Here is a 15,685-nt window from a genome sequence, read left to right as displayed (position 1 = left end):
ACCGATTTTCCTATCACGAGCAAGGCAGCCCCGAGAAAGAACCGACCAGCGGCCACACGCTAATCATGGGACGACCCGGATCGGGTAAGTCGGTGCTTTCGGCCTTTCTCATGACGCAGGCCCGTCGAGCAGGGGCGCGGATCTTCGTCTTCGATTACCGTCTCGGTATGGAGATGGCCGTCCGTGCCAATGGCGGGCGCTACGCCTCCCTGAACGCAGGCCAGCCCACGGGCCTCAACCCGCTCTGGACCGAGACGGATGCGCGCGGCACCGCCTGGCTCTCGGATTGGCTCACAACCCTGCTCTACCGTGCCGACAAGCCGCTCACACCGGCACAGACCAACCGCATCCAGGAAGTCGTGCGCCAGAACGCGCAGGCCTCCAATCCGGCCCTGCGGAACTGGCGGGATTTCGCATCGCTTTTTGTGTCCACCGATGATGGCGGCGATCTGCACCAGCGCCTGCTCGAGTGGTCTGAGGACGGCCGCTATGGCTGGATCTTCGGGCAGAGCCTCGAGGACACGTTCTCGCTCAAGGGCGATGTCGTGGGCTTCGATCTGACCGGCATTCTCGACAGCGAGGCCGACAAGGAACGGATGGCGGTCCTCTCCTATCTCTTCCGCCGGGTCGAGCGCGAGATCGAGGACCGCCGCCCCACCATCATCGTGATCGACGAAGCTTGGAAGGCGCTCGACAACGCATATTTCGCCGAACGGCTGTCGAACTGGCTCGTGACTGCGCGCAAGCAGAACACCGTCGCGGTGATGATGACGCAATATGCCAGCCAGCTTGAGCGCACCCGGACCGGCAAGACCATCGTCGAGGCGGTGCCGACGCAGATCCTGCTGCCCAATATCCGCGCGCAGCCTGCGGACTACGCCATGCTGAACCTCACGGAGAAGGAGCTCGACGTCCTTCTCAACACGGGCAGCAACAGCCGCCTCGCACTGATCCGGGACGATCAGGGCTCGATCGTCGTCGATGCCGATCTGAGCGCACTTGGGCCCAATCTCACCATCCTTGGCGGCATGGAAAAGGGCGAAGCGCTCGTCGGCCCCGATTACCGCGACCGCCCAGACTTCTGGAGGCTTTCATGATCCGTATTCTTGTCGCTTTGGCTGCGCTCGGCGCGCTGGCCTCCTGCACCCAGTACCGGGAGCCGCAGGCGAACTGCTTTTCCTTTCTCGCCTCGACGGCAGCGACAGCCCAGGATTGCCACTTCGCACCGCTCGGCGCGCGGGAGGGCGACGTTGAAGTCTAGCCTGCCTCATATCCTCGCGTTTTGCCTGCTGCCCGGTCTCGCCTTGTCTCAAGGCGTGCCGACCAATGACAGTGGGCTGACCGCGCGTGACATCGTCGAGACCGGCGATCGCGAGGCAGACTTGGCTGTTCAGGCTGACAAGCTGGCAGTGCGCGAACTCATCGCCGAGATCGAACGGGAGCAGCTGGAAACCCTGCAACGCATCCTCGATGCCCAGACCAGCTTCGGCGGTCAGGGCTTGCCGGCTATGGTCTCGAGGCTGGAAAGCGGCAGCGGCGATCCCGACCGCGCCGTAGAAGCCGTCTATGGCACGGGCGAGATCGATCCCAATCCCGGCGGTGCGCAGATGTTCGGCGACGCCGCCGAGAACATCGAGCAGCTCATCATCCGCGTTGCCCAGGAGACCAGCGGCTTTGCGGGTGTTGGACGCGCAGGACTCTCCCCCGTCCAATGGCGCGCGCTGCTGCAAGCGCTGATCTGGCAGGAAAGCCGGTTTACGATTGGGGCACGGTCTCCCGTAGGCGCCTATGGTCTCACCCAGATCATGCCGGGCACCGCCAGCGATCTCGGCATCAACCCGGAATATTACGACAGCCCCTATCTTCAGGTGCATGGCGGCGCGCGCTATCTCGCGACCCAGCTCAACACATTCGATGGCAACATCATCAACGCCCTCGCGGCCTATAACGCCGGACCCGGCCGGGTTTTCGAGTATGGCGGCGTGCCACCCTTCCGCGAGACCCAACATTACGTCCAGGTTATCCCGGAGCGCTACAATCTCTATCTGAGCCGTATCGGCGGGATCGACGCACTTGGCACGATCGATCCGGCGCTTCTCGCCAATGCCAACCTCTCGCTCACTGGGCACGGCGCGGCCTTCTATGGCAACAACTCACCCGCCGCGATCAGGCAAGCCGCCCTGCGTATTGCGGATATCGTCGAACGGATTTCCGAGACCGAGGATGTGCAGGAGAGCGTTGCGCTCAACACTTATGCCCGCGCCGAACTCGTGCGTCTCGTGGCCGCCCGCATCCGGCTTCAGGCCGCCCGCACCCGCGTGCTCTCCGCCGAAGAGCTGGCCCAGGCCAGCGCCCGGCTGTCCGAGGGCGCGTTCATGGATTTTACGATCAGGGAGATTGAATGATGGGACATCTGCTCTTGAGGACAGCTTTGGCCACGACACTTGGCATTGGCTTGCAGTTCAGCGCCCTACCCCCTGCCGCAGCACAAGGCGTGCCCGTCGTCGATACCCAGAACATCGCGCAAAACATCCAGCAGCTCCGGCAGATGATTGAGGACGAGATTCTGCAAAACGAGCAGCTGACGCAGCTCCGCGAACAGCTTGCCACGCTCACGGACCAACTCGCGGAGCTGCAACGAACCTACGAGGCCCTCACCCGCCTCGCTGAACTGCCGGAAATCATCCGCACCGAGATGGAGGACGAGCTGAACGGCCTGCTCGATCAGGAATTCGGAGACATCCTCGCCACCATTGAAGCGATCAAGCGGGGGGATTTCTCTGGCCTGTCCGGCTCCGGCGCGGGCGAGATCGAAACCCAGATGGACCGGGTGCTGGCCGATCTCGGGTTTGACGATGACACCCTCTCGGAAATGGCCACCAGCGGCAATCCGGGCGCCAATCGCGTGGCCACACAAGCCACGACTGGCGCGCTGGTCTCGGCGGCGGCCCAGAACAGCTACGAGGATGCCGGCCAGTCGCTGGAACGCGTCGACCGGCTCGTCGGGCTGATCGATGACATGGACGAACTCAAAGAAAGCATCGATCTCAACACGCGCGTTACGGCGGAACTGGCGATCGCGCTCGTCGCCATGTGGCAGCTCGAGGCGGTGCAAACCGTGGGCGACGGCACGGGCGGCGTGATCGATGCCGCGACGATCGCTGAAGAGCAGCGCTTCATGGATTTCACCCTGCCGGACCTGCGGGCTGACTGATCGTGAGGGAATGAGGGGTGGCTACTGAACAGGAAATCATCGAAGAAGAGCTGGTCTATGGTGCCCTGCGCCGCGAACGGCTCTGGCAGCGCCTTGGGCTCTTCGGGCTCATCTTCGGCATTCTCGGATGCCTGAGTGCGGCGGCTGTCGCAATTCTCGATGTCGATCCGCCGCCCGTGGTTGTGCCCTATGATCCCGCCACCGGCTTCGCGCTCCCCGAGGCTTCGGTGGGCGCGACGTCGGTCACAGCCAACCAGGCGATCATCGAGGCGGAAGTCTTCCGCTATGTGACCGACCGGGAGGTCTATAACCAGCTCGACAACGATCTGCGCATCCGCAGCGTCCTGCGCCGCTCGGACGGGGCTGCCGAGAGCGGGCTGCGCCAGATCTGGAACAGCGCCAACGAGAATTACCCGCCGACGGTCTATGGCCCCAATGCCCGGCTGGATGTGGAAATCCTCAGCATCAACCGGATCGGTACGAACCGCGCCACGGTGCGCCTGCGCAAACGCCTGACATCCATCAATGGCGTCCAAACGGGGCTTTTCACCGCCACTCTACTATTCGAGTCCCGCCCCGAGCCCCGCCGCTCCATCGACGAGGTCTGGACCAACCCTTTCGGCTTCACCGTGCTCGAATATTCCATCCGCTCCGACAGATTGGAGAACTAGTTTGCTTAATAAGGCCCTCGTAACAATTGTGCTTGTGCTGCTGCCCGGCCTCGCCCTTGCTGAAGCCATCCCGCGCGGCGGGCCCAACGACAATCGGGTTCGGCTGGCCACCTACCAAGAGGGCCAAGTCTATCGTCTCAATGTCTCGCTCACCCATGTGACCACCATCGAGTTCGGCGAAGGCGAGAGCATCCGTTCGATCATCGCGGGCGACACGGAAGGCTTCGAGATCGACGGCGTTCCTGGCGGCCAGGCCTTCGCGATCAAGCCTGTGGCGCGCGGCGTCCATACCAATGTCACGGTCTATACCAACCGCCGCAGCTACTACTTCAACGTCCAGGAGACCCGCAGCCCGACCTTCTACGTGGTCCAGTTCCGCTACCCCGAAGACAATGCACGGCCCGCGCGTGCCATCGCGGCCCAGGCCCCGAACTACAATTACGGTGCCAGCGCGCGCACTGATTTTACCCCGACCCGCGTCTGGGATGATGGGACCTTCACGTATTTCGAGTTCCCGCGGAACGCACCGGTACCTGCGATCTTTCGCTACGCGAATGGCCGCGAACGGACGGTCAACACGCAAGCCACCGAGGACGGCGTGATCCGGGTCTCGGGGGTAAACAGGCAATGGGTTCTGCGGATCGGGGAAGAGGTGGTCTGTATCGAGGCCACACCGCCTGCGGGGGTAGGCTCATGAGCGATACCGGAAACGCGGACCTCGAGAAACGCCTCGCTGCTCTAGAACAGGGCAAGGGCGCGAGCTCACCCCCTGCCCCGCGACGCTCGCCGCTGCTCGCATTGGTCGTTGTCCTTGTGATCGGGGCGGGTGGATCATTGCTCTATCTCCTATCCCAACCCGAGGAAGAAGAAGCCCTGCCCACAGCGACACCGGATGTGTTCCAGAACGAGGGCGACGGCTTCGGCGCCATTGAAACCCTTCCCCCACCCGAGCCCGAAGTCATTCTGGTCGCACCGGAACCGGCAGAACCGAATGCCGAGCTTCTGGCGCAGCTCGCAGCCCTTCAGGCCCAGATCGAGGAATTGCGCAACGCGCCCGAACCGGTGGTCGAGGAAGACACTGCTGCTGCAGAAGCAATCGATGCGCTGACCGCGCAGATCGCGGCTCTGCAATCGGCCTCAGAATCCGCGCAACAGCAGTTTCGTGATGAGCTCACGGCGCGCGACCGGGAGCTGGAGCAACTCCGCATGGACCTAGAACTCGCTGAGCTCGAAGCCAATCGCCCCCTCCCCGCGCCCATCGGGCCCACCGAGGACGAGTTGCGCGCGCGGGAAGAAGAACGGCTCCGCCGCGAGGAGGAAGCAAGGCGGCTCGCGGAACTTGAACGCCGCGCTGCTGAGGAGCGCGCGTTTCAGGAGCGCCGCATCACCTCGCCCACCATCGCCTTTGGCGGCACGTCCGGTGCGAATGAGACGGCGCTGACCGAACGAACCTTTGGTGAAGTGACGGATTTCGTTCTGAACGGCGCGCTGCCCACTTCGGTGACACAGGCAGAAGTCATCGCCAATCCCTCCAACACGATCATCCAGGGCACCATGATCCAGGCCGTCATGGAAACCGCGCTCGACAGCTCCCTGCCCGGCCAGACCCGGGCTGTCGTCTCGGAAGACGTGTTCAGTTTCGATGGATCGCGGCTGTTGATCCCGCGCGGGTCCCGTCTCATCGGGCGCTATCGCTCCGGCGTCGATATCGCGCAGCGCCGGGTCACGATCGCCTGGGACCGGATCATCCTGCCTGACAATCAAACTATCCAGATCAGCTCCTTCGGCGGTGATGAGTTGGGCCGCTCCGGCGTGACCGGCTTTGTGGATACCCGCTTCGATGAACGCTTTGGCTCGGCGGCACTGATTTCGCTGATATCCGCCGCACCGAGCGCCGCCGCTGCGAATGTTCAGGACGAGACCGCCGCGGACGTGCTGGAAGACGTGAGCGATGATCTTGCCGATGCCACGGACTCTGTGATTGGCGACTACCTCTCCATCGGTCCCGTCATCTATGTCGACCAAGGCGCCCGCGTGACGGTTATGGTCGACCGCGATCTGGAAATCTTTTGATCCCATGTCGCTGAGCTATCTCCAGACCTCGCTCGACCGGATCGACGCCGCCGCCCGCGACGATGTCATCGAGATCTGCATCAATCCTGACGGCAGCTGCTGGGGAGAATTCCAGGGCGATCACTTCATGCGAAAGCTGGACCAGACGCTGACCGCAACAGAAGTCAAAGACCTCGGCAACCAGATCGCCTCCTCCGCCAACACCACGATGAGCAAGGACCGGCCGATCGTCTCGGTCTCGATCACCTACAAGGGCCGTCCGATCCGCGCTCAGGTCATCACCCCGCCCGCCGTGCTCTCGGCGATGTCGATCAGCCTGCGGTTCTTCTCGAGCCTGCCGCTCGACGGGATCGCGCTTGATTTCTTGTATGGCAAGGAGCGCAAACTCGAAGAACTCCGCCTCGAGAAAACCCGGGAACTGCGCGAAGTTGTGGAAGCGGGCGTCATAGACGATGCCTTGACCTTCTGCGTAGACAACAAGCTCAACATGATCGTCTCGGGCGGCACCTCGACCGGCAAGACCGTGGCCGCGCGCAAGATACTCTCTCATGTGCCATCCGAGGAACGCATCGTTACCATCGAGGAAGCCGCCGAGCTTCTGCCGACCCAGCCCAATGCCGTGACCCTCATCGCCAACCGCGACGCGGAATTCCAAACCGCAGATGTGCTTCTGACCGCGACGCTGCGCATGCGCCCTGACAGGATCATCCTTGGCGAGGTGCGCGGCAAGGAGGCCATGACCTTCCTGGAGGCTATCAATACCGGCCATGGCGGGTCCATGACCACCCTTCATGCCGAAACCCCGCAACTGGCCGTGCAGCGTCTGGCCATCGCCGCGCTCAAGACCGAGATCCCGATGACCTATACAGACATGATCCAGTACATCGAGAACTCCATCGATGTGATCATCCAGGCCGGCCGCCATGACGGCAAACGCGGCATCACAGAATTCTACCTCCCCGGCGCAACTGAGATTGGAACTTCTCCATGAAGACATTTGAATACGATATCCTGTCCTTTCCCATGACCCGCAAAACCAGCCTTGCCGACATGCAGGCCAGCCTGAATGCCAAAGGTGCGAAAGGCTGGGAGGTGGTGTCGATCAGCTCCTCGGAATTCGCCAATGTGGGACACACGGTCTTCCTGAAGCGTGAGACCACACCCGCCGGAGCTACGGCATGAGGCAGGCGGGCTGTACCCTCGCACTGATTGCGCTGGTCCTGGGCCTGACGTCGGCACCCGGCTTCGCTGAGCGCAATCTCGTGCCGACCCTCGAGCGCAGTTTCGACGTCTGTCCAGAACGGCCCGCTGAACCCGTGTGGATGCAGGAGATCCCCCTGCGCCAAGCCTATCAGCGCGTGCTGGTTCAAGACATCTACCGAGCCCAAAATCTTGAACGCATCGTAGAGACTGGCAGCTGCGCTTGCGAGATCCGGTTCCCCTCTTGGGACGCGGCCGAGGCCGTGTTTCGGGAGAGGTACGCGAGCGACGAACGATGGGAGATGCTGCAAGCCTCGAACGCCTACAACCGCCGCGCCAATGCCGCCCGCCCTGCAGCGAAGGCAATCTGCGACGCCGCAGGCAATTGGTAAGGCAGCGCCGCGATGAGTGTCGTCACCTACTTCGTTGAAACCTCCCAAGCCTATCTCGACACCGCTGCCGAAACCCAGTTTGGTGCGGTTGCGGCAACGGTCGGCACGCTCCTGATTTTGGGGACAACGCTGGTGGTGATCCTCGTCGGAATCAACATGATCTATCAATACCGGGCCATGGATGGGCACACAGCCTTCTGGCTCGCGGTCAAGATCGGGCTCATCGGGATATTCGCGACCAATTGGATGCAGTTCAACGCGTTCTCGTCTGCCATTCTCTATGGGATCGACAGTATCGCGGGCGCGCTTGTAGCTTCAGTCGGCGGCGGCAGCCCGGGCCCTTCAGGCACCTTCGCGGAGGAATTCGACCGGCTGATCGCGGAGCTGGGCGACTATCTGAACGCTGCCGGGTCCGAGCTGAACTGGATGGCTGGCGCCATGCTCGACATCGTCGGTGTGCTTCTACTCTCTATCCTCGGCGGGCTGGCCGCCTTCATCCTCGTGGCCTCCCGACTGATGATCGCGCTTCTGATCGGGATCGCCCCGGTGATGATTTTCCTGACGCTGTTTGAGGTGACCAAGGATTATTTCGCGCGCTGGCTGTCGGCGCTGATTTCCTTTGCGCTCTACCCCATTGTCGTCGCAGGCGTGTTCGCAACGATCACAGGTGTCTCCTCAGCGCTCATCGGCGAACTAGGCGACCCCGAAGGGGCCTCAAACATCGGCGCACTAATCCCCTTCTTCATGATGGTCCTCATGGCCAAGGGCTTCATCATCGCAACACCCTTCATTGTCCGCGCGATCTCCGGCAACATCATGATGCCTGCCCTCTCCGGAGGCCTCGGTGGCGGATACAGTTTCGCCCGCGCCGCCATGGGAAGCCAACAGGCCTACAATCGCTATCTGATCGGAGGCGCAAGCGGCGCAGAATACGCAGCACTCAGGGCGCGGCAGTTCTTCGGGGTGCAGCAGATGCCTGTCAGGCAAGGGATGGGGCAGACGGGTCAAGCAAGTGGCTCAGTGTCATCGGGAGCCGGGTCTCAAATGCTGGCGCAACTGGCACGCTTGGGAAGGCTGGGGCGACGATGAGTTTAGGTTACCAGCCTTTATTGCCACCACGGATTGCTGCAGGGTAGGTCGCTTAATGACGATCGTAACTCACATTCAGCGCTCAGAAAGGCGTTGAACCCAACTTATCGGTTGTGTACTTGAGCACAACAGAAAAGTTGTGTAAAGAGAGGCATGGCGATGAATGGAATCACCCTTAACGAGAAGGAGGCGCGGGAAACACGCTCCCGTATCTCTCGTCTAACCGAGGCACTGAACTCGGAGCACGCAATGAAGCCGGTTGTTGCCGGCTTGCCGCCTGAGGTGGTTTCTCAAGTCTCGCGCATGATGAAGGCCGAGCGCGAGCGCTTGACCCACGCGGTCGAGGCATACGAAGAGGCCAAGGACACCCAACGCCCCACCGCTCTAAAGGCACTCGTAAATCGTGACCTTGGGCTGATGCTCATTGTGGCGAGGATCGCCAACGGCTTCTCTCAGAAGGACCTGGCATGGCGCCTCGGCGTGAAGGAGCAACAGGTCCAGCGTTGGGAAGCTGAGCGATATGGGCAGATCAGCCTCAAGAATTACCATCGCGTGGCGGCGCTGCTCGGTGTGCGTCCGTGGGCAGACATGTCCGACCAACCGGAACTCCGCGGGCTGGACAAGGTCATCGACGGGGTGTCGAAAGCCGAAATCAAGAAAATCCTCAAGCATGGACGCGAAAACAGCTGGTTCGCCGAGGACTTCACCGAGGCCGAACTTCGTCGCTACATCGCCGAGAACCGGATCGACTTTGGAAGTCCTGGACTTCTCAGAACTGGCCTGAACGTTGTGGATCACACCGAAGACGTCATGCTCCACGCTTGGCGCGCCAGGGTCACAGCAAGGGCGCGCGAGGCATTCGCGGGGGTCGAGGACGTTCACGAGCCGCTTGAACTCAAGTGGATGCCCGACCTGGTCCGGCTGAGCAAAGAGCCCCATGGACCACTTCTGGCAGTAGAAGTGCTTGCCAGCCAAGGTATTGTGTTGATCGTGGAGCCGCAGGTGCCCGGCCTAAAGATCGACGGCGCTGCGTTCATCGTGGACGGAAGGCCGATCATCGGAATGACTTTGCGGACCGACACTGTGGACAACTTTTGGTTCACGCTGATGCACGAACTTGCCCATGTTACGCTTCACTTCTCCACTGGGCTGGCCGTAGGCTTCTACGATCAGACGGACCAAGAGACATCGGTCGATGAACAGGAGGAGGAAGCCAACCGCTTCGCTTCCAACTTGCTCATCCCGGAAGAACGTTGGCGGCGCTCTACCGCCCGAATTGCGAAGTCGGCTGCGGTCATCGAGCGTTTCGCTAACGAGCTAGGTATCCATCCGGCGATTGTGTTCGGGCGGATACGCAAGGAGCGGGGCGAGTGGTCCCTGTTCACAAATAAGATCGGGAGGAACACCGTGAAGAAACTGTTTGTGGGTGAAGCCCAGAAAGGAAAGAGTGATGCTCCCATACTACCCGGCCCTAAGGGCTAAGCCCGGCGAGTTCGCGGCCTGCGGCAGGCTGGCCTCCCGTTATCAGGGGTACGTTTGCCCGCGCTTCGTGGTGCCGCCTCCCACTGAGTCCGACCCCGAAAAGGGGCGCGTACCCACGCTGGACGAAATCGCCCACATAATGGGGGAGCGCCTCGGAAAGAGCTGGCCCCACCGGCGTGCGTTCCTCGACCCGCAACTGGCGGCGGCGGCCCTCGGCGACGAAGGAGTGGCTACGCTCTTCCGCATCGCCAGGGCGGTAAACTCCCGCCTGCTTCCAGTCCTGACGATCGCCGATCTGACCAACCCGGCCCGCCAGGCGCTCATTCGGGACGGCGACGTCAGGACGGGTATCTACATGGACTTCGAGGAGGTTGATCCGGCTGCCTTGGTCGAGGCGGTGAAGAAGGCGGGCCTCCGGCCGGAACACTGCGTCCTCTTCGTGGATTTCACCGGAGCCCCCCTCGGTGCCGACTTCGCGCCTGCTATCGGCGAAATTTTCGATCAATTGGACGGCGCGGCGCGGTGGAGCAAGATCGTCTATCAAGCGTCAGCTTACCCGGACAAGCTGCCGGTCGGTGCCAACGAACGCACGTTAATCGCCAGGGCAGAGTGGACCACCTTCCAGGCGGCACTCAAGGAGACAGGCGTCCAACCGGACCGACTGGCCTACGGTGACTTTGGCGCAGATTGCGGGCGAATGATGTTTCCTAAGGGGAAGGGCGGCGGAAGGCCAAGGCCGCATCTGCGCTACACCGGCAAGTCCCACACCTTGGTGATAAGGGGCAGCGACTCGGGAACCTTCACGCCGACGATGCGCGACGTCTGCAAGCAGATCATCGAGAGCAAGGAGTACAGCGGCAGGAGTTTCTCCCCCGCGGACGACCGTATCTGGCGAAACGCGAAGGGACTGACTGATACCTGCGGCGACGCGACTGGCTGGCGGGAGCTGAACACCGCGCACCACCTGGTGAGGATCGTCACGGACTTGGGCGCCATGTCTGGCATCGAGTTCAAGGAAGATGCTGTCGCCGAGTACTCGGAGCAGGAAAGCTTGTTCTAGAGTTTTTCCTTCGAGTTTACCTAATCGCGGATCGTCCTCCAAATTTGCAAACTGCTTCTGGCTCTCGCTGCAGGCGTCCCGTCTTTTTTATGTTGAGTGAGCAAAAATGCATCTTTCACGAATATTGATTGAGAATTTCCGGAACTTTTCGAAGCTGGACGTGGCCCTCGATGGGAATATCGTTGTGGTTGGTGAAAACAAGGTTGGCAAAAGCAACCTGATGCACGCCCTCAGGTTGCTTTTCGATCCCTCTCTACCTGACAGCGCGCGGCAACTTGGTCTCGTTGATTTCTGGGACGGCCTTGGTGGCCCTGAAGTGGATGACAAAATAGTCATTACTGTCGAAATCGAAGAATTTCACACCGACCTCGATATCCTGGCCTTACTCACGGACTTCCGCCTCGACGATGACCCGGATACGGTCCGCCTGACCTACGAATGTCGCGCCCGACCGGGACTGGGCCATGCGCCGGCATCGGACGACGATTTGGAATTCATTTGCTTCGGCGGTGAAAGCGAGACGAAACGGTTCGGACATGACCTCCGCCGCCGCCTGACAATGGACCTGTTACCAGCTCTTCGTGACGCAGAAGGTGATCTGGCAGCTTGGCGACGGTCGCCGCTGCGCCCGCTCATTGAAGAAGCTTTTGCCGGCATCAACCAGGCAGACCTTGATGAGATCGGCGAAGCTATCGAAGAGGCAACTGAAAAGCTGACGGCGTTCAAGAGCGTCGGTGAGCTTGAGAAAAACCTCGGCCAACTCTTTGCCGCCATGAGTGGCCCAAAGCAGGATGTGACACCGCGTTTGGGTTTTGGTGCAACCGATGTCACACGCCTGTATCGCAACATAAGACTGTTGATCGATGACGGCCGACGGACAATCAACGACGCAAGCCTTGGCTCGGCCAACATAATGTTCCTGAGCCTCAAATCGCTGGAACTGAGCAGACTGATTTCCGAGAACCATCGAGATCACACACTATTGGCCATCGAAGAACCTGAAGCCCACCTTCATCCACATCTGCAGCGATCAGTCTACCGTCACCTTTTCCAGTCGGTCGACAACCCTGACCAGCAAAAACAGATGTCAGTGCTACTGACTTCTCATTCCCCGCATATCGCCAGCGTGGCTCCGCTACGTTCAATTCTTCTGCTCAAAGAGAAAGCTGACGAGGGCACGGTCGGCTGCTCTACTGCATCGATAAAATTGACAGAAGGCGAGGCTGAAGATCTGGCGCGGTATCTGGATGTAACGCGCGCCGAGATGCTTTTCGCGCGCGGCATCATCTTGGTAGAAGGCGATGCCGAAAAGTTTCTTGTGCCACTCTTCGCTGAGGCACTTGGCTATTCGCTCGATATGCTCGGAATAACCGTTTGCTCGGTCGCGGGGACAAATTTTATGCCATACGCAAAGTTCCTGACCGCGCTGGACATCCCCTTCTCGGTCATCACAGATTGGGACCCGATGCCGAAGAGCAAGCCATTAGCCGTGAATCGGGGCATCAAACTCGCTGTCGCGATCGAGCGCGTGAGAACGAAAAAAATTCCAACAGCGCTCGCCGAAGAACTGAAAGATATTGCCGAAAACAAGAATGAAGACGACCTCGCTGATCGCTTCGAGGACTTTGGCATCTATACCAACATCCGGACCCTTGAAACCGATCTGTACGAAGGAGGGTTCGCTGACGACATTCTAGCAACCCTCAATGAAGAAAAATGGAGCAAGGCGCGGCAGGCGCAGATTGATGGCTGGCTTGCCGATCACGACAGCATCGACCAAGACGAGTTGCTCAATCTGATCGATGGGGTCGGCAAGGGGCGTTTCGCTCAACGTCTTGCCTCGAAGATCGAGGGACGCAAGCCACCGCGCTACCTCGAAGATGCTATCCAGTATGTGGTGAAACGTGTCTGACGCGTCCATCTATCTGAAAGCCGCCGAAGCTCTACGGGCCAACCCTGCACAATGGGCAGCCTACGAATCCAAGGGACACTGTGTTGTCCTTGCAGGGCCAGGTAGCGGGAAGACAAAAACGCTAACCGTCAAGCTGGCACGCCTATTGTCCGAAGACATTCAGGAACCACGAGGCCTCGCGTGCATCACGTACAATAATGAATGCGCACGGGAGCTGGAAACTAGGCTCGCCGCGCTCGGCATAGAGCCCGGACGAAGAGCTTTTGTCGGTACGGTCCATTCCTTCTCCCTGACGCAGATTGTCCTTCCATATGCCAAAGCGGCCGATATGGGCCTTCCCGATGAATTTTGCATAGCAACCCGCGCGGAACGACGTCAGGCATTGGAGACAGCGTACAAGAAGGTGATCGGCGGGCGCGAAAATCCGCAACTGCTTGATTTCACAATGGGAACTTACCGCCGATCCATTCTCAATAGAAACAGCACAGAATGGCGTGAAACCGATCCCTTGATGGCCACATTGGTGGAGGCCTTTGAAGCCGAGCTCAGAGCGATGGGGCGAATTGACTTTGACGATATGCCACTTCTCGCTGTAAGGGCCCTACGCGAGCATGAATGGCTGCAACGTGCGATCCTCGCCAAGTACCCTGTCCTCATCGTCGATGAATACCAAGACCTCGGACGGGCGCTCCATCGTATGGTCATGGGCCTCTGTTTCAGCACCGGCATGCGGCTGTTCGCGGTCGGAGATGCCGACCAGTCGATCTATGAATTCAACGGCGCGAACCCTCAACTTCTCCGCGAGCTGGCGGCTCGAAAAGATGTCGAGTGCGTACGGTTGCGGCTGAACTATCGGTCCGGATCGAAGATTGTCGAGGCATCAAATTTTGCGCTTGGCGAAGCGCGAGACTACGAGGCGGCTGAAGGTGCGGAGGAAGGCACGGTCTACTTTCACCCTCAGCAAGGCAGCTACGAACACCAGGCTGCAGAGGCATTCAGGACAGTCATCGTTGACATCGCGAAACGACATCCGGATTTGGAACCCGGAGACATCGCTTTCCTCTACCCCGCTGCCTGGCTAGGTGACAAGGTTGCCGAAGTAGCTCAGCAGGTCGGCTTGTCAGTTATCAGAACTGATACGAACGCAATATATCCTCGCGCTAGCCGCTTGATGCGCTGGCTGGAAAGCTGTGCGAAATGGTGTTCGGGTGGATGGCAAACAGGAACACCGCGTTTCAACCATCTGGCCAACGAAGGCGCACGCCTGTTCGCTGAAGAGATCAACACACCCGAGATGCGCCTCGCCTTCCAACGCGCGCTTATGCAATGCCTCTGGTCGCGGCGCGATGGCACCTTGGTACTGAGACAATGGTTGTCAGATGTTCGCGCGGCAATCATCACAGACCTGATTGTCAAGTGCCGCACGATGAAAGACGAGGGAGAAACTCTGGACACGTTCATCGCGCGCACTCAACCAGGCAAAGATTGTGAAGATATGACTGTCAGTCAGTTCGCCGGCCAAAGCGAAGGGAACGACAGCCTGCATCTTTCAACACTTCACAGTGCCAAAGGTCGAGAATTTTCGATCGTCATTATGTTTGGCATGGATCAGGGGAGCATTCCAAGAAACAACTCCACTGCGTCACAGAAGTCGGAAGCTCGGCGTCTCTTCTACGTGGGATTTACGCGGGCAAAATCAGAAGTACATATCATGCATTCTAACTTACGCCCGTCGCCTTTTGTGACAGAACTTCAAAATCGATTGAAGTTAGAGTGAACTTTTTTCCCAATGTGGCAAGTTTAACGTGCTGCCAATTGCGTCCTCAACGATGTCAAAGTCTCCGCGCTACTTCCAGAAATCCTCGAATCTGAAAGGTACCAGAACTTCTTAATGCCTCTCATTCATGGCTGACTCCAGTTCGCCCAAGCCAGCCAAAGCGGTCCTTAACTGCTCGTCTCCCTCCTCGTTCGCCAGATCATCAGAAGGCACCAGCACCGCAAAATCCATCTCCATCTGGCGCTGTTCCTCGGCGATGACGGCTTGAACGACGGGCGCGGTTTTCTTTGCGACGATGTCGGTTTGCCCTGAAGATTGGCCGCTGCCCGTAACGTGGCTTGCGCTGTCCACAACCACATCAGTTTCAGATCCATGTCGTCCACTCGCTGGCGGAGTCGTCGGCATGGCGCGCACACTCAGCGGCAGGTTCCCCTGCGGTCCCCCTCCCCCCGGCTCCGGAAACGGCAACTCGCCCGTCTGCGCCGCATGGATCGCCTTGAACAGCCGATCGTCAAAATATTGGATCCGCTTTGCACGGACGGGCATCTGGGCATCGATGACCACGACGATCTCGTCGAGCGGCAGGCGGCGCGCCTCATCTTCGGGCAACAACGAGCTCTCTTCAGTCCGTGTGGATTGGCTGCGCCCTTCAAAGGGGTTCTTGCCGATGGACTGGGATCGCGTGATGACGGTCTTCGTGGTCTTGCCAACCGCCTTGCTCAGCTCCTCGACGGTCTTCTCATCGGAGGGCGTCAGATAGAGCTTCACGCCCGCGTTGCCCTGCAGGGCGCGGCGGGTGTTCTCGCCGTAGATTT

16 protein-coding genes are annotated in these 15,685 nt (G+C 60.0%); 15 read left to right on the top strand and 1 reads right to left on the bottom strand.

Annotated features, from left to right (window positions below):
* The 15 genes from LOM8899_RS22405 to LOM8899_RS22340 all read left to right on the top strand — a co-directional run.
* A partial coding sequence (locus LOM8899_RS22405) for a VirB4 family type IV secretion system protein (protein WP_168770642.1) occupies positions 1-1,097 on the top strand: 1,097 nt, incomplete at its 5' end.
* Positions 1,094-1,261, top strand: a complete 168-nt coding sequence (locus LOM8899_RS23535) for a hypothetical protein (RefSeq protein WP_168770641.1) — start codon at positions 1,094-1,096, stop codon at positions 1,259-1,261. The genes LOM8899_RS22405 and LOM8899_RS23535, both read left to right, overlap by 4 nt.
* Entirely contained in the window at positions 1,251-2,405 is a 1,155-nt protein-coding gene (locus tag LOM8899_RS22400) for a lytic transglycosylase domain-containing protein (RefSeq protein WP_211096263.1), read from the top strand. Before LOM8899_RS23535 ends, LOM8899_RS22400 begins: the two co-directional genes overlap by 11 nt.
* Positions 2,405-3,214 (top strand): type IV secretion system protein, encoded by an 810-nt coding sequence (locus LOM8899_RS22395; RefSeq protein WP_093994461.1) that lies wholly within the window; start codon positions 2,405-2,407, stop codon positions 3,212-3,214. Before LOM8899_RS22400 ends, LOM8899_RS22395 begins: the two co-directional genes overlap by 1 nt.
* Before the next feature lie 17 nt (positions 3,215-3,231).
* Positions 3,232-3,885 carry a VirB8 family type IV secretion system protein gene (locus LOM8899_RS22390; protein WP_093994459.1) on the top strand — a complete coding sequence of 218 codons (654 nt, stop codon included), beginning with the start codon at positions 3,232-3,234 and terminating at the stop codon, positions 3,883-3,885.
* 1 nt (position 3,886) lies between these two features.
* Positions 3,887-4,582, top strand: coding sequence for a TrbG/VirB9 family P-type conjugative transfer protein (locus tag LOM8899_RS22385; RefSeq protein WP_093994458.1), 696 nt, complete (start codon positions 3,887-3,889; stop codon positions 4,580-4,582).
* Positions 4,579-5,958, top strand: a complete 1,380-nt coding sequence (locus LOM8899_RS22380; RefSeq protein ID WP_093994457.1) for a TraB/TrbI/VirB10 family type IV secretion system protein — start codon at positions 4,579-4,581, stop codon at positions 5,956-5,958. The genes LOM8899_RS22385 and LOM8899_RS22380 overlap by 4 nt, the downstream gene beginning before the upstream one ends.
* 4 nt (positions 5,959-5,962) lie before the next feature.
* Positions 5,963-6,949 (top strand): ATPase, T2SS/T4P/T4SS family, encoded by a 987-nt coding sequence (locus LOM8899_RS22375; RefSeq protein ID WP_093994456.1) that lies wholly within the window; start codon positions 5,963-5,965, stop codon positions 6,947-6,949.
* A complete protein-coding gene (locus LOM8899_RS22370) occupies positions 6,946-7,140 on the top strand; it encodes a DUF4177 domain-containing protein (protein WP_093994455.1) in 195 nt (64 codons plus the stop codon). The genes LOM8899_RS22375 and LOM8899_RS22370 overlap by 4 nt, the downstream gene beginning before the upstream one ends.
* Positions 7,137-7,550 carry a hypothetical protein gene (locus tag LOM8899_RS22365; RefSeq protein ID WP_093994454.1) on the top strand — a complete coding sequence of 138 codons (414 nt, stop codon included), beginning with the start codon at positions 7,137-7,139 and terminating at the stop codon, positions 7,548-7,550. The genes LOM8899_RS22370 and LOM8899_RS22365 overlap by 4 nt, the downstream gene beginning before the upstream one ends.
* Positions 7,551-7,562: 12 nt before the next feature.
* Positions 7,563-8,639, top strand: coding sequence for a TrbL/VirB6 family protein (locus LOM8899_RS22360; RefSeq protein ID WP_093994453.1), 1,077 nt, complete (start codon positions 7,563-7,565; stop codon positions 8,637-8,639).
* A 153-nt stretch (positions 8,640-8,792) separates the two neighbouring features.
* Positions 8,793-10,121 (top strand): XRE family transcriptional regulator, encoded by a 1,329-nt coding sequence (locus LOM8899_RS22355; protein ID WP_093994452.1) that lies wholly within the window; start codon positions 8,793-8,795, stop codon positions 10,119-10,121.
* Positions 10,090-11,181 (top strand): beta family protein, encoded by a 1,092-nt coding sequence (locus LOM8899_RS22350; protein ID WP_093994451.1) that lies wholly within the window; start codon positions 10,090-10,092, stop codon positions 11,179-11,181. Before LOM8899_RS22355 ends, LOM8899_RS22350 begins: the two co-directional genes overlap by 32 nt.
* 106 nt (positions 11,182-11,287) lie before the next feature.
* Positions 11,288-13,093 carry an ATP-dependent nuclease gene (locus LOM8899_RS22345; protein ID WP_093994450.1) on the top strand — a complete coding sequence of 602 codons (1,806 nt, stop codon included), beginning with the start codon at positions 11,288-11,290 and terminating at the stop codon, positions 13,091-13,093.
* Positions 13,086-14,870 (top strand): ATP-dependent helicase, encoded by a 1,785-nt coding sequence (locus tag LOM8899_RS22340; RefSeq protein WP_093994449.1) that lies wholly within the window; start codon positions 13,086-13,088, stop codon positions 14,868-14,870. The genes LOM8899_RS22345 and LOM8899_RS22340 overlap by 8 nt, the downstream gene beginning before the upstream one ends.
* A gap of 111 nt (positions 14,871-14,981) precedes the next feature.
* Here LOM8899_RS22340 and LOM8899_RS22335 read toward each other — a convergent pair.
* The coding region (locus LOM8899_RS22335; RefSeq protein WP_133065097.1) for a type IV secretory system conjugative DNA transfer family protein at positions 14,982-15,685 on the bottom strand (704 nt) is incomplete at its 5' end.

Origin of the sequence: Flavimaricola marinus, assembly GCF_900184895.1 — a bacterium.
Lineage (GTDB): Bacteria > Pseudomonadota > Alphaproteobacteria > Rhodobacterales > Rhodobacteraceae > Flavimaricola > Flavimaricola marinus.
Note: the sequence above shows the minus strand (reverse complement) of the source record. Positions and strands in the feature narration are given on the sequence as shown.